Here is a 21,197-nt window from a genome sequence, read left to right as displayed (position 1 = left end):
CTGAACAGTCGGTCCGGGGGATTCGTCGCCGGCCGGTCCGGGCCCGCGGCCCCGGCCGCCGTGAGAGGCGGCGGGCACGCGAACCGAGATGCCTCGGGCGGTAGTCGGGGTGACCGCGCAGGTCCCCACCCGTGACCGCCGTCCCGGCGCTGTGCGCTGTGGCCCGGTCACCACGCCGTGTGCCGGTCCGGTCGTCACGCCTCTGTCGGTTCGGTGCCGGCCGGGGCACGTGTCCGCTGCCACGAGTACCGCCCGACCGACCGGGACCGGGAAGGAATGATCGGTTGATGAGCGGCATCCAGGTGCGAACGCCCGTCGCGGCCGACGGCCGGCTGGGCGAGGCCGGCGAGCACCCCGGCCTGAGCGATCCGGACTACCTGCTCCGGCGTCGGGAGATCGCCTCGCGGGCCCGCGGCCACCGGGTGGGCGACCCGTCCCCGCCCGTGGACTACACCGAGGACGAGGAGAGAACCTGGCGCACCGTTCACCGGGCGCTGTGGTCGGCCCAGGGTGAGCACGCGTGCCGTGCCGCCCTCGAGGCCAGGGAGCGGGCTCCGATCCCCGCGGACCACATCCCGCAGCACGCCGAGGTAGGTGCCCGCCTGCGGCGGCTGACGGGGTTCGACTTCACCCTCGCCGGGGGAGTGGTCGAGAACAAACGGTTCCTGGGATCGATGGCGGACGGCTACTTCCACGCGGTGCAGTTCGTCCGGCACCCCGCCGTACCGCTGTTCACCCCCGAGCCCGACGTCATCCACGACGTCTTCGGCCACGGGATCCACCTCGCCTCGCCCGCGTTCGCCCGGATCTACCGCCTGATCGGGAAGGCGGCGATGCGGGTGGAGCGCGCGGACGTGTTGCAGATGATCAGCGACGTGTACTGGTTCACCCTGGAGTACGGCGTCCTCGACGAGGGCGGGATCCCCAAGGCGTACGGCGCGGCCCTGCTGTCGTCCTACGGCGAGATCGGTCGGCTGCGCGCGGCCGATGTCCGGCCGCTGGACATCGACGCCATGCTCGCCACCCCCTACGACATCCGTGGCTACCAGCCGGTCCTCTTCAGCGCCCGCACCCTGGACGAGGTGACCGACATCCTCGGCGGCTTCCTGGAGGACCTGGATGACGACGCACCGGCCCGACGGCCGGCCCCGGGTGCGGAGGGCACCGCCGTCGGCCGCTGAGCCTGCGGGCCCGCTCGGCGGGTTCGGCCGCGGGCCCCGGCGGCTCGCCGTTAGACCCTATTACGAACGTTCTTGACCATCACTCGGCGTGCGAGTTATAACTTCTAACGGAAATGCCAGCCGCTAACAGAGCTGGCGGTCGAGGGAGGTCCTCATGAACGCCGAAACGATGGTCGAGGTCGTGCTGCCGGGCAGGGTCGAGCCGGAGGGGCTCCAGGTGCGGCACGGGGCCGTTCCGAGTGCCGGTCCGGGCCAGGTCGTGGTCCGTATGGAAGCCACCGGTGTCTCCTTCGCGGAGCAGCAGATGCGCCGCGGCCGCTACTACGACCAGCCGCCCTTCCCGTTCGTCCCCGGCTACGACCTGGTCGGCACCGTGGCGGCGACCGGTGAGGGTGTCGACGCGGGTCTGGTCGGCACCCGGGTGGCCGCGCTGCTGAAGGTCGGCGGATGGGCCAGCCACGTGGTCCTCGACGCCGCCGATCTGGTGCCCGTTCCGGACGGGATCGGCGCCGCCGCGGCGGAGACCGTGGTGATCAATGGCATCACGGCCTGGCAGATGCTGCACCGAAAGGCCCGGGTGCGCGCCGGCCAGACCGTACTGGTGCACGGCGCCAACGGAGGCGTGGGATCCGTCCTCGTCCAGCTCGCCCGGGCCGCGGGCGCGCGGGTGATCGGGACCGCCTCCGCACGTCACCACGCCGCCCTGCGGGAACAGGGGGTGACCCCGATCGACTACCGCACCGAGAACATCCCCGCCCGTGTCCGCGAACTCGCCCCGCACGGCGTCGACGCCGTCTTCGACCACGTCGGCGGCCGTGGCATCACCGACTCCTGGAGCCTGCTCGCCCCCGGCGGCACACTCGTCTCCTACGGCAGCGCCTCCACCCGCGACGCCGAAGGCTCCAAGCAGTGGCCCGTCCTGAAGCTGCTGGCCCGGGTCTGGCTGTGGAACACCCTGCCCAACCGCCGCCACGCCTACTTCTACAACGTCTGGGCCGGCCGCGCCCTCAACCGCGACCGCTTCCGGGCCCGGCTGCGCCACGACCTCACCGAGGTCTTCGAAGCCCTGCGCCGGGGCGAGATCACCGCCCGGATCGCCGCCGAACTGCCCCTCACCCAGGTCGCCGAAGCGATGCGGCTGGCCGAGTCCGGCACCGTCGCCGGAAAGGTCGTCCTGCACGCCTGACACATCAAGCCCTGACACGCACGCACCCCCCGACGACTGCACTCTTCTCGCCGTCCTGGCCGCTGCGGCGGATGTTCAGCGGGGCCAGGCGCAGTGCACGTGCCTGCCGTGCCCGGCGTTGCCCGGGCCGAGGACTTCCGTGGCCCCCAGCTTGCGGCAGGCGGCCGTCAGCGCCCTGTGCGGGGCACCGGACCCGACATGCTTCCCCTGATGCGGCTGATGTCGATCGCCTTGCCCGCGTAGGGGCGGGACTTGGAGCTGTGTGGACCAACTCGGTGCCGCACGCAGGGGATACCGGGCTCCGGGTCAGTCGAGTGCGTACGTTCTGACCCAGTCCACCTCGTAGACCGCGGCGCGGACCGGAGTGTCGGGGTCGGGCAGAGTGCTGTCCAGCTGGATCGTCTGGTGCATCGACGGGGCGCACTGGATGCAGCGGCGCACCTCGTCCGCGCCGCCGGAGAAGCTGTACGTCTGCTGCCCGTCCACGTATCCACGGACGTGGTCCGGTGTCCACTCGATGGCAATGGTGTGCCACTCCGTCATGTCGGTCCCGCATGTGGTGGCCCACTCCTGCTGCACCGGGACGTTCTCGTCGTGCGGGTAGTGGAGGTAGGCCTGCGCACAGTCGCCGCCCGGCGTGTCGTTCTCCAGGTAGTCGTACTCGCCGTCCTGCGGCCAGCGCTCGGAGTCGGGCCACAGGATCAGCAGCGGCTGGTACCGCTCGGTGACTTCCCGCCCCTCCAGTCCCGTCTCGGACGACCGTACCCGCGCCTCCCAGCGGCCGTAGCGCTGCCCGAAGCGGGAGGCGAGCCATCCGGTGTCGCCGTTCGTCTCGCCCACCTGCCGCAGTACACCGCCCACCACCCCGCTGTTCTCGGCACAACGGTGGCCGCCCAGACGGCCGTTGCCCGGCCAGCAGCCGTCCTCGTCCCCCGCCTGCTCCCACTTGACCGGGTCGGGCTTCGCGGGCGCGGCCGGTGAACCGTAGTCGAACTCGTCCGACGCTTGTGGCAGGGGCGTCCCCCAGCCGTACCGTTCCGCGGCGGTGGCGACGGACGCCGTGGCCGCGCGGACGGCCGGCACGTGCTCCGCCGGCACCGTGGGCGCGCCCGGCACGGCGTGAGCCGCCGGTCCACGGACCGGGGCGAGTCCGCCGATGGCCGCGAGCACCAGAATCACGGTGGCGGTGGCCGTCCGACGGCCGAGCGGGATTCTGCGGGTCATCGGTTTCCTTTCGCAGTGGGTTCGGAGGGCGGCCCGGTGGTGTCCGCCCCGCGGTTACCGCCGTACGGCGTGGCTCGCTTCCGGCGGGTGCGACGGAGGTCAAGTCCACCGGTGGGCCGCTTTGTTCACCAGCCCGCGGCCCCGCTGAACAACGGTGTCGCTTTGTTCAACGGGCTCAGGGGGCTGCCGGACAACCCCGCCGGCCGCTGGACTCGGTGACATCCCGTCCGCTCCGACGCCCCGGCTTCGCCGACGTCACCGACTCCGCCAACACCTCCGAGACCTCCGAGATCTCCGAGTTCCCCGACGAAAGGTTCTGCCCCATGACCGTCCGACCGGTCCTCCGCCACAGATGGTTACCGGCCCTCGCCACCGCGCTGCTCGTCTCCATCGGCGCCGCGGCGCCCGCCCACGCCGCGTCGGGCCCGGCCCCGTACCCCGCGCCCCACGAGGCGAACGCCGAGTTCCTCGACGCGGCCTGCGCGGTGCCGGCCCACGAGGACCCGTCGGTCCTCGTCATGGTGCACCGGGTCGCCCGCAGGCACGACGCCAACGACAAGGTGATGCTCGCCGCGTTCGAGGCCGGCTGGGTGGAGTCGCACATGAACAACCTCGACTGCGGCGACTCCGACTCCCTCGGCGTGTTCCAGCAACGCCCCAGCCAGGGCTGGGGCAGCCCGGAGCAGATCATGGACCCGGTGTACGCCGCCACCCAGTTCGTCACCCGTGCCATCGCCAACGACCGGGCGCACCCGGAGTACACCGCCGGCCGGCTCGCGCAGAGCGTGCAGCGCTCGGCGTACCCCGGCCGGTACGACGAGGCCGAGTCCCTGGCACGCGGGCTGATGGGTGCCGCGGCCCGTACCGCCGACATGCTCGCAGGCTCCCCGGCGGACTTCACCGGCGACGGCAAGGACGACATCGTCACCTTCACCAAGAACGCCGCCGAGGACGCCTTCGTGGCCACCTCGACCGGCACCGCCTTCGCCGGCACCACCCAGAAGTGGCACGACACCTTCGGTCTCGGCGGTGAGACCACGCTGACCGGCGACTTCACCGGCGACGGCAAGGACGACATCGTCGCCTTCACGCACGGTGCCGAGGGCGACGTGTGGGTCGCGCCCTCCCAGGGCGGTTCGTTCGGCACCGCGGCCAAGTGGCACGAGTGGTTCGCGCCCCGGCAGGAGGTCGCCGCGGTCGGCGACGTCAACGGTGACGGCAAGGACGACATCGTCGCCTTCACGCACAACGCGGAGGGCGATGTGTGGGTGGCCCTGTCCAACGGCACGTCGTTCGGGCCGGGCCAGCTGTGGAACACCTGGTTCGCGCCGGCCGGGGAGTACCCGGCCGTCGGCGACGTGGACGGTGACGGCAAGGCCGACCTGATCAGCTTCACCCAGGGCACCACCGCCGACGTATGGGTGGCACGGTCGACCGGCACCTCGTTCACCGGCGCGCGGATCTGGCACAGCTGGTTCGCACCCGGCGCCGAACTGCCCCGGGTCGGCGACTTCGACGGCGACGGCAAGGCCGACATCGCCACCTTCACCCAGGGCACGACGGCGGACGTGTACGTCGCCCTGTCCACGGGGTCGTCGTTCGGCGACGGCCGGACGGCGCCGACCTGGCACGGCTGGTTCGCCCCGGGAGGCGAGTTCCCCTACGTCGGCGACTACGACGGCGACGGCAAGGACGACATCGTCACCTTCACCAAGGGTGGCACCAACGACGTCTGGGTGGCCCTGTCCAACGGCTCCCGGTTCGGCGACGGCGCCACGGCCGGCAAATGGCACGACTTCTTCGGCCTCCCCGGCGAGACCACCCTCTGAGCCGGCACCCGGGAGACAACATGCGTACTCGAATTCCGGTGGCGGCGGTCGTCGCCCTGCTGCTCGCCGTGCTCGGCCTCGCCGCGCCCGGACAGCGGGCGGCCGCCTCCCCGGCGGCCATGGCGGCCGCGACCGACAAGGGCCCGGTCGGCTGGGACGCCTTCCGCCGCCTCGACCGGCTCCCCTACCTCAGCCCCGGCACCCAGACCCGCCAGTACTCCGGCTTCGACCGGGCCGGCGGCAACGACGACGGCTTCTCGGGCCAGTACTCGTGCCTTTCCCAGACCGCGGCGGGCTGCGTGATCGCGCAGGACACCGGCGCGGGCGAGATCTCGTCGATCTGGTTCACCAGGGACGGCGGTGATGTCACGGCCACCGGCACCATCACCGTCGAACTCGACGGTGTCACGGTGCTCGACGCGCCGCTCCAGGACGTGGTCGACGGTGCCCTCGGCGCGCCGTTCGCCTATCCGCTGGTCGCCGACGCGGACCAGAGCTCCGGCGGGGTGTACATCAAGGTACCGATGCCCTACCGGCAGTCGATGCGGGTCACGGTGCGGCACAATCCGCTCTTCCACCACGTCACCTACCGGCACTTCACCGACGCTGAGGGGGTGACACGGTTCGACCCGTCCGACCGCGCCGACGACGTGCTCGCGGCGCTCAGGGCCGCGGGAACCCGCGACCCCAAGCCCGCGCGGCCCGGCGCGACCACCGCGACGGGCACCGTGGATCTCGCCGCCGGCGCCACCGCCCAAGTCGCACGGGCCACCGGACCGGGCAGCATCGCCGCCGTACGGGTACGCGTCCCGGACGCCGACGCCACCGATGACACGCTGAACGGGCTGCGGCTGCGGATCGCTTTCGACGGGCGCACCACCGTCGACTCGCCCCTCGGGGAGTTCTTCGGCTCCGGACTGGGCGAGCACGCGGTGCGCTCGCTGATGTTCTCCGTGGACGCGGGCGCCGGCGGCTGGTACACCGCCTGGTGGCCGATGCCGTACCGCTCCTCGGCGACGGTGAGCCTCGTCAACACCACCGGACGGCCCCTCGCGGGCATCGGTACCCAGGTGACGTCCGCTCCCGACGACCAGTGGGCCACCGCGCTCGCCCCCGGCGGGACGGCCGCGTACTTCACCACCGAATCCCACGGCGGCGACACGGTGCCCGGCCAGGACTGGCTCTTCGCCGACCGCACCGGCAGCGGCAAGTTCGTCGGCGTGTCGCACACCATGCGGGGGCGGATCACCGCCGGCGTCACCCGCCAGTACCTGGAGGGCGACGAGCGCGTGCGGGTCGACGGCGCGCTCACCCCGCAGGTGCACGGCACCGGGACGGAGGACTTCTACGAGTCGGGCTGGTACTTCAACCGTGGCACGTTCACCGCTCCGTTCACCGGGAACACCGCCCACCAGGAGGGCGGCACCGGCTGCCCTCACGAGTGCGACGCCGCCTACCGGCTGATGCTGTCCGACTCCGTGGGCTACGCCACCGCGCTGCGGTTCGGCATGGAGCACGGCCCGCAGAACGACGCCGCCGCGGTCTACGGCTCCACCGCCTACCTGTACGCCCGGCCCGAGGCCACCGCGCACCGCACGGACACCCTCGAGGTGGGCGACGCGGCCGCCCGTACCGGCCACCAGTACACCGACAGCGGCCCGGCGACCCAGACGGAGCTGACCTCGGTGTACGAGGGCGACGACGACGAGGACCGCGTCACGCGGGCCCTGCGGTCGACGTCCTCGCCGGTGTCCTTCGGCCTGGCGGTCGACGGCGCCAACCAGGGTGTGCTCCTGCGCCGCACCTCCGACCAGGCCAAGGGCCACCAGTCCGCCCGGGTGCTGGTGGACGGCGTGGACGTGGGGACCTGGACGCAGCCCCTGGGCAACGGGGTGCAGCGCTGGCTGACCGACGCCTTCCCGCTCCCGGCGAGCGCCACGGCGGGCCGGACCCGGATCCGGGTGGAACTGCGGCCGACCACCGGGGCGCCCGCCTGGACGGCCGCCCGGTACACCGCCGACAGCGTGGCCCCCGGCACGTACACCGACACGAAGGCGCCCGCCGCCACGGACACGCCGACGCCGGCCGGCCGCACGGAGCACGCGCTGCACCTGACCTGGCGGGAACCCGCCGATGACACCGGCGTGCGGGAGTACCGGGTGTACGGCGCCACCTCGTCCCCCGCCCCGGTCGGCGCGGAGACCCTGCTCGGCACCGCGCGGGTCCCGGCGTTCACACACCGGGTCCGCGAGGCGGGGCAGACCTGGTACTACCGCGTGGTGGCGGTCGACTTCGCCGGCCGTACCGGCGACGTGGGCGGCACCGCGTCCGGCCGCGCCGCCACGCCCACCCGCAGCGACATCGACGGCGACGGCCGCGACGACATCGTCACCTTCACGCGCGGCGACACCGCCGATGTGTACGCGGCCACCTCGACGGGTTCACGGTTCTCGGGCGACGGCGTCCGGTGGCACGAGCACTTCGCCGCCGGTACGGAGATCCCGCTGACCGGTGATTTCGACGGGGACGGTCGCGCGGACGTGGTGACGTTCACCCGGGGGCCGGCCGCGGACGTCTACGTGGCCCTGTCCGACGGCTCCCGCTTCACCGGGGACGGTGTCAAGTGGCACGACACCTTCGCGGTGGGTGCGGAGGTCCCGGAGGTCGGTGACTTCGACGGGGACGGCCGTGACGACATCGCCACCTTCACCCGTGGCGACACCGCCGACGTCTACGTCTCCCTGTCCACGGGTTCGTCGTTCGCCCCGTCCCGCAAGTGGCACGACCATTTCGCCGTGGGTACGGAACTCCCGGCGGTGGGCGACTTCGACGGGGACGGCCGCGACGACATCGCCACCTTCACCCGCGGTGACACCGCCGACGTCTACGTCTCCCTGTCCAGTGGCAGCCTCTTCCGGCAGGACGGATGGCAGTGGCACGGTCACTTCGCCACGGGTACGGAACTCCCGGCGGTCGGTGACTTCGACGGGGACGGCCGTGACGACATCGCCACCTTCACCCGTGGCGACACCGCCGACGTCTACGTCTCCCTGTCCGACGGCACCCGGTTCGTCCAGGACGGCTGGCGCTGGCACGAGGGTTTCGCTGCCGGTGACCAGGTGCCCGGTACGGGTGACTTCGACGGGGACGGCCGGACGGACGCCGTGGCGTTCACCCGGGGCTCGACGGCGCAGGTGTACGTGGCGCTGTCCGACGGCGGTGCCCTCCGGCCCGCCGGGAGCCCCTGGCACGGCCATTTCGCGGTGGGCGGCGAATGGCCGCGCCCCAGCCAGGTGGAGTTCGCCGGCTGAGTCCGGCGTGCGGACCGGCGCGGCGGGACGCGTTCCCGCCGCGCTCACCGCTTGGAACACGGCGGGTCGAAGGGCAACTGCCCCACGTGGCGGCGCCACAGCGACCGGGTGAGGCCCTGTCCGGTGGCGGCGCAGATCCGCGCGGTGTCCCGGCCCTGCCGCAGTTCCCACAGCCGGGTGGTGGTGTCCCAGCCGGCGCTGGCCAGCGTGTGCCCGTCGGGGCTGAACGCCACCGAGACGACCGCGTCGGTGTGGCCGGTGAGCGGCCGGCCGAGCGCCGTGGGGCGGGACCGGTCGGCCACGTCCCACAGCCGCACGGTGCGGTCGTAGCCGCCGCTGGCGAGGGTGCGGCCGTCCGGGCTGAAGGCGACCGCGGTCACCCAGTCGCGGTGACCGGTCAGCGGACCGCCGTAGCGCACCGGGTGGTCCGCGGCCGTGACGTTCCACAGCACGATGGCGCGGTCCACGCCCGCGGTGGCGAGGGCGCGTCCGTCGGGGCTGAAGGCGAGCGCCGTCACCCAGTTGGTGTGCCCGGTCAGCGGCTTGCCCAGCGGGCGGGGCGGGCCGTCGGCGAGTCGCCACAGCCGTACGGTGTCGTCCTCGGACGCGCTGGCCAGGGTGCGCCCGTCCGGGCTGAAGGCGACCGCGGTGATCTTCCCGCGGTGGCCGGTCAGCGGGTCGCCGCGGCGGAGCGGGTGGTGCGGGTCGGTGACGTCCCAGAGGGTGATCGTGCCGTCCTCGTCCCCGGTGGCGAGGGTGCGGCCGTCCGGGCCGGACGCCACCGCGCCGACCGGTTCTCGGCCGGGGGTCGCGGGCCGGGCGAGCAGCCGCGGGCGCCGTGGGTCGGCCAGGTCCCACAGGCGCAGCGTGCCGTCGTCCCCGGCGCCGGCCAGTACCCGGCCGGCGGGGAGGAAGGCCAGCGCCCGCAGTGGTCCGGCGGAGCCGGTGAGCCGGTCGCCCAGGGCACGCGGGCGGTCGGGACGTGTCGTGTCCCAGGCCCGGACGCCGTTGTTGTCCACGGTGACGAGGAGCCGCCCGTCGGGACTCCAGGCCGTGGCGGACAGAGCGCCGCCGTGCCCCGGGAGCACCGTGGCGGGCAGGTTCCACAGCCGAGCGGTGTGGTCGTAGCCGGCGCTGGCCAAGGTCCGCCCGTCCGGGGCGAACCGCACCGACCACACACCGTCGCTGTGGTCGGTGAGCGGCTCGCCGAGCGGGACGGGGTAGCGGGGGTCGGCGACGTCCCACAGCCGCAGGGTGTCGTCGTAGCCCGCGCTGGCCAGGGTGGCGCCGTCGGGGCTGAAGGCCACGGACCACACGGCCGCGGTGTGGCCGGTCAGCGGCGAACCCAGCGCCTTGGGCCGGCGCGGATCGGTGATGTCCCACAGCCGTACCAGCGCGTCGTTGCCCGCGGTGGCCAGGGTGTGCCCGTCCGGGCTGAGCGCGGCCTGGTACACGCCCGCGGTGTTGACGGTGATCCGTCCCCGCCGGGCCGGGTGGCGCGGGTCGGTGACGTCCCACAGCCGGGCGGTGCCGTCGACGCCGGCGCTGACCACGGTGTGCCCGTCGGACGTCCAGGCCACGGAGTTGACCTCGTCGGTGTGGCCGGTGAGCGGCCGGCCGAGGGCCCTGGGCCGGTGCCGGTCCGTGACGTCCCACAGCCGGACCGTGTGGTCGTCGCTCGCACCGGCCAGCGTGTGCCCGTCCGGACCGAAGGCCAGCGAGTTGACCGCCTCCTCACAACCGGTCAGCGGTGGTCCCGCGGTCGCCGGACGGGAGCGGTCGGTCAGGTCCCACAGCCGGACCGTCCGGTCGGCGCCCCCGGTCGCCAGGAGGCGGCCGTCCGGGCTGAAGGCGGCGGCGGTGACGGCGTCGGTGTGACCGGTCAGCGGCCGTCCCAGCGGCGCCGGGCGGGTGGTGTCGCGGACGTCCCACAGCCGGACCGTGCGGTCGTAACTCGCCGTGGCGAGGGTGCGGCCGTCGGGGGAGTACACCGCGGACGCGACGATGTCGGTGTGGCCGGTGAGCGGGCGGGACAGGGCGGTGGCGCCGTCGGCGACCAGCCGTGTGTACAGGTCGGGGGTCGGACGCAACCGATAGGCGGTGAGGTCCAGTTGAGCCGCCAGCGACGTCTGGGTGGGGCGGGCGCCGTCGGCCTCGGCGGTGATCCTGTTGAAGACGGCGGTGTTGCGCTCCGCCTGGGCGACGGCACGCTGCCGGAAGGCGGCGACCGCGGCGGTCGACGCCAGGATCGCCAGCACCGCCAGCAGGGCGGTGACGGTGCGCCGCAGCCGTACGGCCTGACGGCGCTGGCGGGCCGAGGCGGCGAGGAAGGCGAGTTCGTCGGGGGTCAGGGAGCCGCCCGGGGCGGGGAAGGTCTCCTCGGCGCGGGCGAGCCGGCTGCCCCGGTACAGCAGGGCCGTATCGTGGCCGGCGGCCCGCCAGGCCCGGGCGGCCTCGGTCAGGTGGCGGTGGACGCGCAGCCGGTCGCGCTCGCTGTCGATCCAGTCCCGTAATCGTGGCCAGGCGGTGATCAGAGCCTCGTGGGCCAGTTCGACCGTGCCGCCGCCCCCCTCGGTCCCCCCGGTGTCGCCCTGGGCGGTGAGCAGGCGGGCGCGCACCAGACGCTCCACGACGAAACGGGTCTCACCGGCAGGGCCGGCGCCGTCCAGCTCCGTCCGGTCCACGGGACGGCGGGTGTCGGGTGCGCCGTCGCCGCCCGGCGCGACCAAGCGCAACAAGACCCGGCGGGCGAGATCGGCCTGGGCCGGTGTCAGGTCCGCGTACACCTCTTCGGCGGTGCGCGCGATGGCGCCGTGCAGGCCGCCCGCCTCCTCGTAGGCGGCCTGGGTCAGGCTGCGGTTCCTGCGGTGCCGCCAGGTCTCCAGCAGGGCGTGGGACATGAGCGGCAGTCCGCCCGGCTCGCCCTCCACGTCGTCCAGGACCCGGGCGGTCAGGGGGCGTTCGACGATCAGACCGGCGGCCGTCGCGGGCCCGGTGATCGCTTGGCGCAGCTCGTCGCGCGTCATCGGCCCGACCAGTACGGTGGCGTCCTGCAACGCGGCGGTGAGCCGCGGGTGTTCGGTGCAGCGGCCCAGGAAGTCGGCGCGCACCGCGATGACCACGCGCAGCCGGCTGTCCGGTGCGAGGGCGGTGAGCAGCCGGTCGGTGAACGCGTCGCGCTCCGCCGGATCGGCGCAGAGCGTGTACAGCTCCTCGAACTGGTCCACGATCAGCCAGGTGTCGCCGTCGACCCCGGCCGCGGGGGCGAGCCGGTCGCGGTGCGTGGTCAGCGGCCGGCGGCCGGGCGTGAGCACGCGGACCGCGGCGGGGCGCGGCAGCGGTCCCGCGGGGTCGCGCAGCCGGGGAATGAGGCCGGCGCGCAGCAGCGAGGACTTGCCGCTGCCGGAGGGGCCGAGCACCGCCGTCAGACGGCGGGCGAGGCACAGCTCGGACAGCCGGCCGACGAGCGCGTCCCGGCCGAAGAAGACATCGGCGTCCTGCGGTTCGAAACGGGCCAGCCCCCGGTACGGCGGTACGGCGTCGTCGGTGGCCGCACGCTGCTCGGCCTCCTGCCCGGCGGCCTCCCGCCACCGAGCCTCCCAGTCCCGCGGGTCGCCGCCGCAGGCCCGCACGTACGCCAGGGTGACCGCCAGCGACGGCAACTGCCGCCCCGCGGCGGCCTGCGACAAGGTCGCGACAGAGTACCCGGCGCCTGCGGCCATCTGCCGGTACGTCGGTCCGCCCGCCTCCTGCCGCAGCTTGCGCAGTTCGAACGCGAACCGTTCCACCGGCCCCGCGTTCGGATCCAGTGGAGCCTCACGACGACCCATGCCGATCCCCGTCCCCGAACTTCCCCGATTCCCACCGTGCACAGTAGACGCGTCGCGTGGCATCCCGCAGCACGGTCCGGTTTGTCGGGGCGGGCCGTACCCACGCGGTGACGCCCCGCGCGGTTTCCGGCGGGAGCCGGGCGCGGGGCGCTCCGTGACGCGGTGTCACGGCGGTGGGGCGGTCTCCGTCAGGCGCCCGGCGGGCTGACGTAGCCCGAGATCAGGACGTTGCGGGAGCCGGCCCGGTGGGTGGCCGGGTTGATGCGGGTCTCGACGACCCTGTCGTTGTAGTTGCCGTTGACCGTGGTGATGGTGCCGTCGCCGTGCACCGCGACCACCACCGAGACATGGCCACCGGTGCCGGAGCCCGGGGCTCCGTAGACGGCCCAGTCGCCGACGGCCGGGCTGCCGGTCTGGCCGGCCGGCCGGGCCTTGAACAGCCCGCGCTGCTGCCCCCAGGTGCCGAGTGCCGTGGCCACGTACAAGCCGCGCGGAACGCCGACGATGCCGGCACGTTCCCAGGTCCAGGTGGCGAACATGGCACACCAGTCGAGGCCGCAGGGGCCGTAGGCGCACTTGCCGTTGGTCGCGCCGATCTGGCTGCGCGCGATGTCGGCGATGTGCTGGCGCAGGGCGCTGGTGCCGCCGAGGAGGAAGGTGGCGACGTCGGCGCGGTGGTCGCCGTTGAAGTCGCCCACCCGGGGCACCTCGGTGCCGACCGCGAAGCTGTCGTGCCACTTCTGGCCGGTGCCGAGGAACTTCGCGCCGTCGGAGGTCGCGACGAAGACGTCCGCGGCGCCGCCGCGGGTGAAGGTGACGACGTCGTCCTTGCCGTCGCCGTTGAAGTCGCCGACGGTGGGGATCTCGTTGCCGACGGCGAAACCGTCGTGCCATTTCCAGGCGTCCTGGACGAACTTGGTGCCGTCGGACAGCGAGACGTAGACGTCGGCCGCGTCGCCGCGGGTGAAGGTGACGATGTCGTCCTTGCCGTCACCGTCGAAGTCACCGGTGTCGACGACCTCGCCGCCGACGCCGAAGTGGTTGTGCCAGACGGATGACGTGCCGAAGCCCTGGCCGTTGGACAGCGCCACCCACACGTCGGCGGTGTCACCGCGGGTGAAGGTCGCGATGTCGTCCTTGCCGTCGCCGTTGAAGTCACCGACGGCCGGGACCTCGTCGCCGATGCTGAAGTGTTCGTGCCATTTCCAGGCGTCCTGGACGAACTTGGTGCCGTCGGACAGCGAGACGTAGACGTCGCCCGCGTCGCCGCGGGTGAAGGTGACGATGTCGTCCTTGCCGTCGCCGTTGAAGTCGCCGGTGAGGGGCGTCTCGTTGCCGACAGCGAAGTGTTCGTGCCATCTCCAGCCGTCCTGGACGAACCTGCCGCCGTCGGACAGCGAGACGTAGACGTCGGCCGCGTCGCCGCGGGTGAAGGTCACGGCGTCGTCCTTGCCGTCGCCGTCGAAGTCGCCGGTGAGGGGCGTCTCGTTGCCGATGCCGAAGTGATCGTGCCACTTCCAGCCGTTCTGGACGAACCTGCCGCCGTCGGACAACGAGACGAACACGTCACCGGCCGGCCCGTCATCGGCGTGGGCCGACGGTGCCGTCGCCGTCAGAACGGACAGGAACGCCAGGCAGCTCACGGCGGCCGCCGACAGACGGCGCGACAGCCCTGTTCCGCCACTGGTGCGGATGCGCATGCGGATCTTCCCTCCGGGGTACCGTTCACGGTTCTTCCGATGCCGACTTCAGCGGTCCGGCCGTTGTTCGGCAGCCCCTTCACGGGGGTGAACAAAGCTCCCGGGCAGGCAGCCGGTGCCGCGTGGCTGCTCGGTGCGCCTGCTCAAAGCCTGATCCGGCCGGGTGGAGGGAGCGGTGGGCGGGGCAGAGGGCGTCGGTGGACTGGCTGCCTGAGCGAGGAAGAGCAGACGCAGGAGCTCCTCGGACGGCTCACCACTCTCGATCCCGAGGCCGGCGAGAGCCTCAAGGTCGTCCCGTACTTTGACACACCGGTCACCGCGGGCGCCGGGCTCGACGCCTTGCCGCGCGGCGCGGCCGCGCTGTCCGGAGTCGTCGCGGGGGCGGACCGGCGCGGGCGGATCAGCCGTCGCGCCCCCGACGGCCGGACGCACCCGACCGAGCCGCTCGCACGATCGCCGCAGCGGGCGTGCTCGGTCGGATCCGTGTGGCTGGAGCGTGTCGGCACCCCCACGCCAACGACGGGATGATCGTCGAACGTCTGGCGTTGTCGCTCGACCTCATCGAAGCGCGACGCAGCCCTGTCAGCGCCCTCGAAATCGTCGTCGATCCGGCCCTCGGCCGGCAGCAGGAGGCCCGCCGTGCCGGCGGCCCGCCCGGCCACGACCACCGTGCGCGTCCACGCCGACGGAGACCTCGGACCGCACCGACGCAGCGCCCAGGGCCGGTCCTGCACCACCGCCGACGACTACCTCGGCCACCTCACCAAGCGCTGCCCCGATCGGCGTCAGCTGTCCTGCCCCCTGCCCCCTGCCCCTCCTGCTCCGGTTGCCCGGGCGGTGCTCCGCGAAAGAGGCGGCGGAGGCTGTTTGTTAGGCTTGCCTCGCCTTCCGTGGGGGAAGTCCGGTGAGAGTCCGGCGCTGACCCGCAACGGTGTGCACGGCACCGCGATCCAGGGGTGCCGTGCGAGCCCGATCGCCTGCGGGGGCGTGTCGACCCGTTGACTGCTCGCCGTGGACTGCGAGAGAGGATCGCCCGGCCGGGTACGGCCGCGCGGGCTGCTCCTGCTCGACGTTCAGCAGGCGGCCCGTGTGAAGGACGGCCCACCCGTGCGCCGAAGGACGGCCCCCAGCCGCATCCCTGTGCTGCCGCTCAGTCTGTCCCTGCTGCTGTTGCTCCTGGTGTCGCTCGTCGGCGGTGTGGCGCTGGGCGCCGCCGGGGTCGGCTGGGCGGAGGTGCCGAGCTTCCTGTGGGCCGGGCTCACCGGCGGCACCGTACGCGCGAGCGACGCGGCCGCCTACACGATCGTCTGGGAGATCCGGCTGCCACGGGTGCTGATCGGCGCCACGGTCGGAGCGGGTCTCGCGGCCGTAGGTGTCGCCGTGCAGGCTCTGGTGCGCAACGCGCTGGCCGACCCGTTCGTCCTCGGCATCTCCTCGGGCGCGGCGGTGGGCGCCAACGCCGTGATCCTCCTCGGTGCGTTCGCCGGGCTCGGGGTCTGGGCGCTGTCTGCGTCGGCCTTCGTGTCGGCACTCGCGGCCATGGCGCTCGTGTACGCCGTGGCCCGCTCCCCGCAGGGCCTGACACCGCTGCGGCTGATCCTGACCGGCACGGCACTGGCGTACGGTTTCCAGGCTGTCACCACCGTCATGGTGTTCGGCGCGGCCCGGGGCGAGGCGGCCAGGTCGGCGATGATGTGGCTGCTCGGCAGCCTGGGCGGCGCCACCTGGGCCCAGGTGCCGCTCGCCGCCGTCACCGTGGCGGCCGGATGGGCCTGGTTGCGCCGACGGGCCGAGGCGCTCAACGCGCTCGCCATGGGAGATGAGACCGCGGCCGCCCTGGGCGTGGGACCGGTCCGGCTGCGCCGGGAGTTGTTCGTCGTCACCGCGGCCGTGACCGGGACGGTGGTGGCGGTCAGCGGTGCCATCGGATTCGTCGGGCTGATGGTGCCGCACGTCGCACGGATGCTGGTCGGCGCCGACCACCGGCGCGTGCTGGCCGTCGCCCCGCTCGCCGGGGCCGTACTGCTGGTGTGGGCCGACGTGCTGTCCCGGCTGGTTCTCGCCCCGGCCGAGCTGCCGGTCGGAGTGATCACCGCGGTGGTCGGCGTGCCCGCGTTCCTGCTGCTGATGCGGCGGGGCGGCTACGCGTTCGGGGGGCGCTGAGCATGCGACTCGACATCGACGACGTCACGATCGAGACCGCCGGAACCCGCCTGGTCGAGCATGTCGACCTCACCGTGGGCAGCGGGGCGTTCGTCGGACTCGTCGGCCCCAACGGCAGCGGCAAGACGACCCTGTTGCGCTCCCTCTACCGGGCCCTGCGGCCGTCCGGGGGAGTGGTACGGCTGGACGGCGGCGACCTGCACGCCATGGACCCCCGTGCCGCCGCCCGGGTACTGGCCGCACTGCCGCAGGAATCCTCGGCCGAGTTCGACTTCACCGTCACCGAGGTGGTCGCCATGGGACGGCTGCCGCACCAGGGCCGCACGGCCGCCTCGGACCGGGAGATCTGCACTCGGGCGATGGAACGCACCGGCGTCGCCCACCTCGCCGACCGCGGGTTCCTCGGCCTGTCGGGCGGCGAGAAGCAACGCGTCCTCCTCGCCCGCGCCCTCGCCCAGCAGCCCCGCGTCCTGGTTCTCGACGAACCCACCAACCACCTCGACATCGCCCACCAGTTGGACGTCCTGTCCCTGGTCCGCGGCAGCGGCCCGACCGTACTGGCCGCCCTCCACGACCTCAACCTGGCGGCAGCCCACTGCGATGTCCTGTACGTCCTCGACGGTGGCCGGATCGTCGCCTCCGGGCCACCCCATGGCATCCTCGAACCCCCGCTGCTGGCGAAGGTGTTCGGCGTCCGTGCCCACACCGTGCGGCATCCCGCGACGGGCGCCCGCCAGTTGCTGTTCGACCTGCTTCCGCCCACCACCTGAAGGACGCCCATGCGCAAGCAGCTCCTCGCCGCCACCCTCTGTCTCGCCGCGACCGCAACCGGATGCGGCGCCACGGTGGAGTCCTCCCGGGACGCGAAGTCCTCGTCATCGGTCACCCTGACCAACTGCGGGCGCCGGGTGACGTACGACAAGGTCCCCGAGCGGGTCGTCACCAATGACGTCGGCATCACGGAGCTGATGTTCGCCCTGGGCCTGGAGGACCGCATGGCCGGCTTCGCCATGCCCGACGAAAAGGGAGACCTGCGCGGTGTGCCGTGGAAGGACGGCTACGAGAAGACGACGTGGCTGTCCAAGGACCAGCTCACCAAGGAGAACGTCCTCGATGCCCGCGCCGACCTGGTCTTCGCCGGCTGGAACTACGGCTTCCGCGAGGACGGCGGCTTCACCCCCGACGCCCTGGAGAAGCTCGGCATCCCGTCGTACATCCTCACCGAGTCCTGCCACAACGGCCGTTCGAAATCATCCCGCGGCATCATGCCACCGCTGGACGCCCTGTACGCCGACCTCACCAACCTGGGCAGGCTCTTCGGCGTCGAGAAGCGTGCGGCCGCGCTCATCGCCGACTTCAAAAGGCAGATCGCACAGGTGCGGGCCGAGGCGCCCCAGGGGGCCGACCGTCCCTCGGTCTTCCTCTACGACAGCGGCCGGGACGCCCCTTTCACCTCCGGCCGTTACGCCGCCCCGGAACAGATCATCACCGAGGCCGGCGGTGTCAACGTCATGCACGATCTGGCGGATTCGTGGGCCACGGTCGGCTGGGAGACCGTCGTGCAGCGTGACCCGGAGGTCATCGTCATCTGCGACTACGGCGATGTCAGTGCCGAGCAGAAGAAGGAATTCCTGCTCTCCTACGCCCCGCTGCGGAACGTCTCCGCCGTCAAGCACCGCAGGATCGTCTCCCTCGACTACGCCGACCTGGTCGAGAGCCCCCGCAACCCGTCGGCCATCGCCCGGCTGGGCGACTACCTGCGGACGGTACCGGCCGGCCGGTGAGCAGCCGTTCGCCGAGTACCCGAGGCGGGTCGCACGAGTGGCGCTGTTCGGCGCCCGGGTCGCCGAGCGGTACGGGCCGGGTCAGGCGACCGGGCTGACGTAGTTGCCCGGGCGGCTGGCGGCCTCCTGCCGGGTGACGCTGCCCCACCGCCACGCGAGGGTCTTCACGGTACCGCCGGGCAGGGTGACCACGGCCTGGTCGGGACGGATGATCTCGTTCCCGTTCCTCCCGGTGTCGCCGAGGAAGGTGATGGTGAACGTCGCGGTCCTGCCGGGAGCGAGATCCACGCCGGCGCCTCCTCGCTGTGGGAGCAGCCTTTCCGGTACGCCGTCCGTGGTGAGCTCGACCGACGGCGCGCCGAGCAGGGAGCAGGCACGGTCCCCGGTGTTCTTCACCTGGACGCGGGCCGTCTCCTGCCGGTCGCTGCCGCCGCCCTGCTTGGCCGTACCACCCGCCCAGGACAAGGTGACGTGCTCGCAGGCAGGTGAGCCGGGGACGGCCGCGGCCGGGACGACGGCGGAAAGGGAAGAGACCAGGGCGCCGGCTGCGACCCGGCGTGCGAGGTTCTGGACGCGCTGCATCAGGGCCTCCGATAAGTGTGGCGGCAGTGGCTGGCAGGTATCCGGTACCGCGTACGGGACGACAGACCCCTCTTGAACCGCTGACCACTGAACGCTGAACCACTGAACGTTGAACCGCTGAGCGGGCGGGGGTCGGCGCGGTCACCGTGCGTGACGGCGTACACCCGGCTGAGTCGAGGTGCGCGGCGAGCGAGGCACTGGGTCCCGGGACCGGCGTCCTCGTTCCAAAGTCGCTGTCGCGGCAGGTCCATAGGCCGATGGACGCCCCGCGCGAGGGGGTGATCATGAGATCCGTCCGCTCGAGCCGAGGAGGAGCCGTGCAGGTGGAGCAAGTGGATTGGGTCGACATCCCGGCCGGGGTGGTGCGTCGGGGCACGCCGGTCGACGAGGTGGCGGCGGTGGCCCGCCGTTACGCGGACACCGGTGTGCCGATGGAGTGGTACCTGAAGGAAGCCCCGCGCGCGGAGATCCACGTCCCGGCGTTCCGGATCGCCCGCACCCCGGTCACGGTGGGCCAGTGGAAACGCTTCGCGGCGGCCACGCGGCGACCGGCCCCCCAGGCGCCGACGGACCATCCGGTCATCGGGGTCGCCTGGGAGGCGGCGACGGCCTACTGCCGGTGGCTCGGGGAGCGGCTCGGCGGCCTCGCCGTACGGCTGCCCACCGAGGACGAGTGGGAGCGCGCGGCACGGGGGGACGACGACCGTGAATTCCCCTGGGGGGACGAGTACCGCACCGGCCTGGCCAATCTTGTGGACCTCGGCATCGGCACCACGACACCCGTCGGCTCGTTCCCCGAGGGCGCCAGCCCGTTCGGGGTGCTGGACATGGCGGGCAACGCAGACGAGTGGACCTCCACCCGGTACGCCCCTTACCCCGGGGCGCCCGCCGGCGTACCGAACACCGAGGGGTGGGCGTTCGACCCGCACGTCACCCGAGGCGGCGCCTTCCGCCACGACCGCGACCTCGCCCGCTGCGCCCGCAGGCACGGCGCCTACGAGCCGGATCCAGAAGCGATCGGTGTGGGCTTCCGCCTGGCGGCCCCGGCCGCGTAGGACCACGTACTGGGCAACCCCGAAAGGGGGTGGACTCGTATCCGCGCAACGCGGCGGCGGACACCCTGCGCGCCAAGGACCGCGCGTACACGGTCGAGATGACGTTCGCCTACGGACTGCTGCCGCTGCCCGGCACCGGCGAGGCACTCACCACGGAGCTGACCGAGGCGGTGCACAGCGCGCTCATCGACCGCGCGGCCGGGCGCGGCGTCATCACGCCCGTCGGTACGCGCGTCGCGGGCCCACTCCGCCCGCCCCGGAAGGGGAGGAGACGGGGGCGACGGGGACGCGGGCCCGTCGGCCGGGATGAAGGTCGTGGTCACCGGTGCGATGACCGGCCCTCTCGCGGACCTCTCCCGCAGCCGGATGAACGAGCTGATCGAGCGCGCCGGCGGCACGTCGTCGGGCAGCGTCCCGAAGAACACCAGCCCGGTCGTCGCAGGCGAGCGGCTCCAGGCGTGCGAAGGCCGAGTCCCTCGGCGTCCGCCGCGCCGTCCCCGGCGAGTCCGCCGCAAGCGTCGCGGAGCTGCTCGACTGACGGGCCCTCAGGCCGCCGCCACCTCGTCGGCGATCGTGCGTTCCTCGCCCGCCGGGTGCGTCACATGGTGGACGAGCGCCGCGAGCAGACCGCCGACCAATGGCGCGACGATGAACAGCCACAGCTGCGACAGCGCGGAACCACCGGCGAACAGGGCCGGGCCGAGGCTGCGCGCCGGATTGACCGACGTGCCGGTCAGCGGGATGCCGATGAGGTGGATGACGGCGAGGGCGATGCCGATCGGCAGGCCGTCGAAGCCGACGACCGCGACCCGGTGCGTCACCCCGAGCACCACGAACACGAGGAGGAAGGTGAGGACGACCTCGGCGAGGAACGCGCCGCCGGTGTTGATGTGCACCGCGGACCGGTCCCCGTAGCCGTTGCTGCCGAAGGCGCCGTGGGTCTGGATGCCGGGCACCTGCTTGGCGAGCAGGAAGAGCAGGGCCGCCCCGGCGATACCGCCGACGAACTGCGCGATCCAGTAGCCGATCGCGGTGGCCACGTCGATGCGGCGGGCGCACAGCATGCCCAGGGTCACCGCCGGATTGACGTGGCACCCGGAGATCGGCCCGAGCGCGTAGGCGAGGGCGAGCAGCACGAAGCCGAAGGCCAGCGCGATCCCCACGGTGCCGATGAACTCGACCCCCAGAACCGCGCAGCCCACGGCGAAGAAGACCAGAAGCAGAGTCCCGAGGAACTCCGACGCCAACGCCCGCGTGCGCATCGCCATCGCCACCACCCTCACCTACGTCCTTTTCGGTCGTGTCGTAAGGAAGCCTCGGCCGGACGGGGTACGCGCGCCCGTCGGAGGGCC

General features: G+C 73.0%; 13 protein-coding genes, 1 pseudogene and 1 riboswitch. Of the genes and pseudogenes, 9 read left to right on the top strand and 5 right to left on the bottom strand.

Annotated elements, in window-relative coordinates; all coding sequences use genetic code 11:
• Positions 1 to 287: 287 nt before the first annotated feature.
• Together HB370_RS04030 and HB370_RS04025 are read left to right on the top strand one after the other, a co-directional pair.
• A complete protein-coding gene (locus HB370_RS04030; protein ID WP_037700174.1) occupies positions 288 to 1,181 on the top strand; it encodes a phenylalanine 4-monooxygenase in 894 nt (297 codons plus the stop codon).
• 154 nt (positions 1,182 to 1,335) lie between these two features.
• Positions 1,336 to 2,367, top strand: coding sequence for a medium chain dehydrogenase/reductase family protein (locus HB370_RS04025; RefSeq protein ID WP_030775790.1), 1,032 nt, complete (start codon positions 1,336 to 1,338; stop codon positions 2,365 to 2,367).
• 306 nt (positions 2,368 to 2,673) lie between these two features.
• Here HB370_RS04025 and HB370_RS04020 read toward each other — a convergent pair whose 3' ends face one another.
• Positions 2,674 to 3,591 carry a glycoside hydrolase family 16 protein gene (locus HB370_RS04020; RefSeq protein WP_030775794.1) on the bottom strand — a complete coding sequence of 306 codons (918 nt, stop codon included), beginning with the start codon at positions 3,589 to 3,591 and terminating at the stop codon, positions 2,674 to 2,676.
• Positions 3,592 to 3,806: 215 nt separating this feature from the next.
• On the opposite strand from HB370_RS04020, the gene HB370_RS04015 reads away from it, so the two are divergent.
• Entirely contained in the window at positions 3,807 to 5,420 is a 1,614-nt protein-coding gene (locus HB370_RS04015) for a VCBS repeat-containing protein (protein WP_244405405.1), read from the top strand.
• Positions 5,421 to 5,440: 20 nt separating this feature from the next.
• On the top strand, positions 5,441 to 8,731 hold the full coding sequence (locus tag HB370_RS41330) for a glycoside hydrolase family 172 protein (RefSeq protein ID WP_078637299.1): 3,291 nt from the start codon (positions 5,441 to 5,443) through the stop codon (positions 8,729 to 8,731).
• 44 nt (positions 8,732 to 8,775) lie between these two features.
• Here HB370_RS41330 and HB370_RS04005 read toward each other — a convergent pair whose 3' ends face one another.
• Together HB370_RS04005 and HB370_RS04000 are read right to left on the bottom strand one after the other, a co-directional pair.
• Entirely contained in the window at positions 8,776 to 12,561 is a 3,786-nt protein-coding gene (locus tag HB370_RS04005) for a hypothetical protein (protein WP_030775800.1), read from the bottom strand.
• Positions 12,562 to 12,749: 188 nt separating this feature from the next.
• Positions 12,750 to 14,261 carry an FG-GAP-like repeat-containing protein gene (locus HB370_RS04000; protein ID WP_051815232.1) on the bottom strand — a complete coding sequence of 504 codons (1,512 nt, stop codon included), beginning with the start codon at positions 14,259 to 14,261 and terminating at the stop codon, positions 12,750 to 12,752.
• A gap of 864 nt (positions 14,262 to 15,125) precedes the next feature.
• Positions 15,126 to 15,261, top strand: a riboswitch (cobalamin riboswitch).
• Positions 15,262 to 15,401: 140 nt separating this feature from the next.
• Here HB370_RS04000 and HB370_RS03995 point away from each other — a divergent pair.
• The 3 genes from HB370_RS03995 to HB370_RS03985 are packed head-to-tail and all read left to right on the top strand — an operon-like array spanning position 15,402 to position 18,208.
• The gene (locus HB370_RS03995) at positions 15,402 to 16,424 is read left to right on the top strand and encodes an iron ABC transporter permease (RefSeq protein ID WP_208974505.1); all 1,023 of its coding nucleotides are present in this window, start codon (positions 15,402 to 15,404) and stop codon (positions 16,422 to 16,424) included.
• Between the two features lie 2 nt (positions 16,425 to 16,426).
• Positions 16,427 to 17,194, top strand: a complete 768-nt coding sequence (locus HB370_RS03990) for an ABC transporter ATP-binding protein (RefSeq protein ID WP_030775808.1) — start codon at positions 16,427 to 16,429, stop codon at positions 17,192 to 17,194.
• A 9-nt stretch (positions 17,195 to 17,203) separates the two neighbouring features.
• Entirely contained in the window at positions 17,204 to 18,208 is a 1,005-nt protein-coding gene (locus HB370_RS03985; RefSeq protein WP_030775810.1) for an ABC transporter substrate-binding protein, read from the top strand.
• A gap of 81 nt (positions 18,209 to 18,289) precedes the next feature.
• On the opposite strand, the gene HB370_RS03980 is transcribed toward HB370_RS03985, so the two are convergent.
• Positions 18,290 to 18,790 carry a DUF4232 domain-containing protein gene (locus tag HB370_RS03980; RefSeq protein WP_030775812.1) on the bottom strand — a complete coding sequence of 167 codons (501 nt, stop codon included), beginning with the start codon at positions 18,788 to 18,790 and terminating at the stop codon, positions 18,290 to 18,292.
• A 284-nt stretch (positions 18,791 to 19,074) separates the two neighbouring features.
• On the opposite strand from HB370_RS03980, the gene HB370_RS03975 reads away from it, so the two are divergent.
• Positions 19,075 to 19,845 carry an SUMF1/EgtB/PvdO family nonheme iron enzyme gene (locus HB370_RS03975; RefSeq protein WP_051815287.1) on the top strand — a complete coding sequence of 257 codons (771 nt, stop codon included), beginning with the start codon at positions 19,075 to 19,077 and terminating at the stop codon, positions 19,843 to 19,845.
• Between the two features lie 291 nt (positions 19,846 to 20,136).
• Positions 20,137 to 20,383, top strand: a pseudogene (locus HB370_RS41690) (BRCT domain-containing protein); the annotation flags it as partial.
• Positions 20,384 to 20,390: 7 nt separating this feature from the next.
• Here the strand turns inward: HB370_RS41690 and HB370_RS03970 are convergent.
• Positions 20,391 to 21,107, bottom strand: a complete 717-nt coding sequence (locus tag HB370_RS03970) for an MIP family channel protein (RefSeq protein ID WP_030775818.1) — start codon at positions 21,105 to 21,107, stop codon at positions 20,391 to 20,393.
• Positions 21,108 to 21,197: the final 90 nt, after the last annotated feature.

Source organism: Streptomyces sp. DSM 40868, assembly GCF_011820545.1.
Lineage (GTDB): Bacteria > Actinomycetota > Actinomycetes > Streptomycetales > Streptomycetaceae > Streptomyces > Streptomyces eurythermus.
The sequence above is the reverse complement of the archived record's forward strand: the minus strand, read 5'-3'. Positions and strand labels throughout refer to the sequence as shown.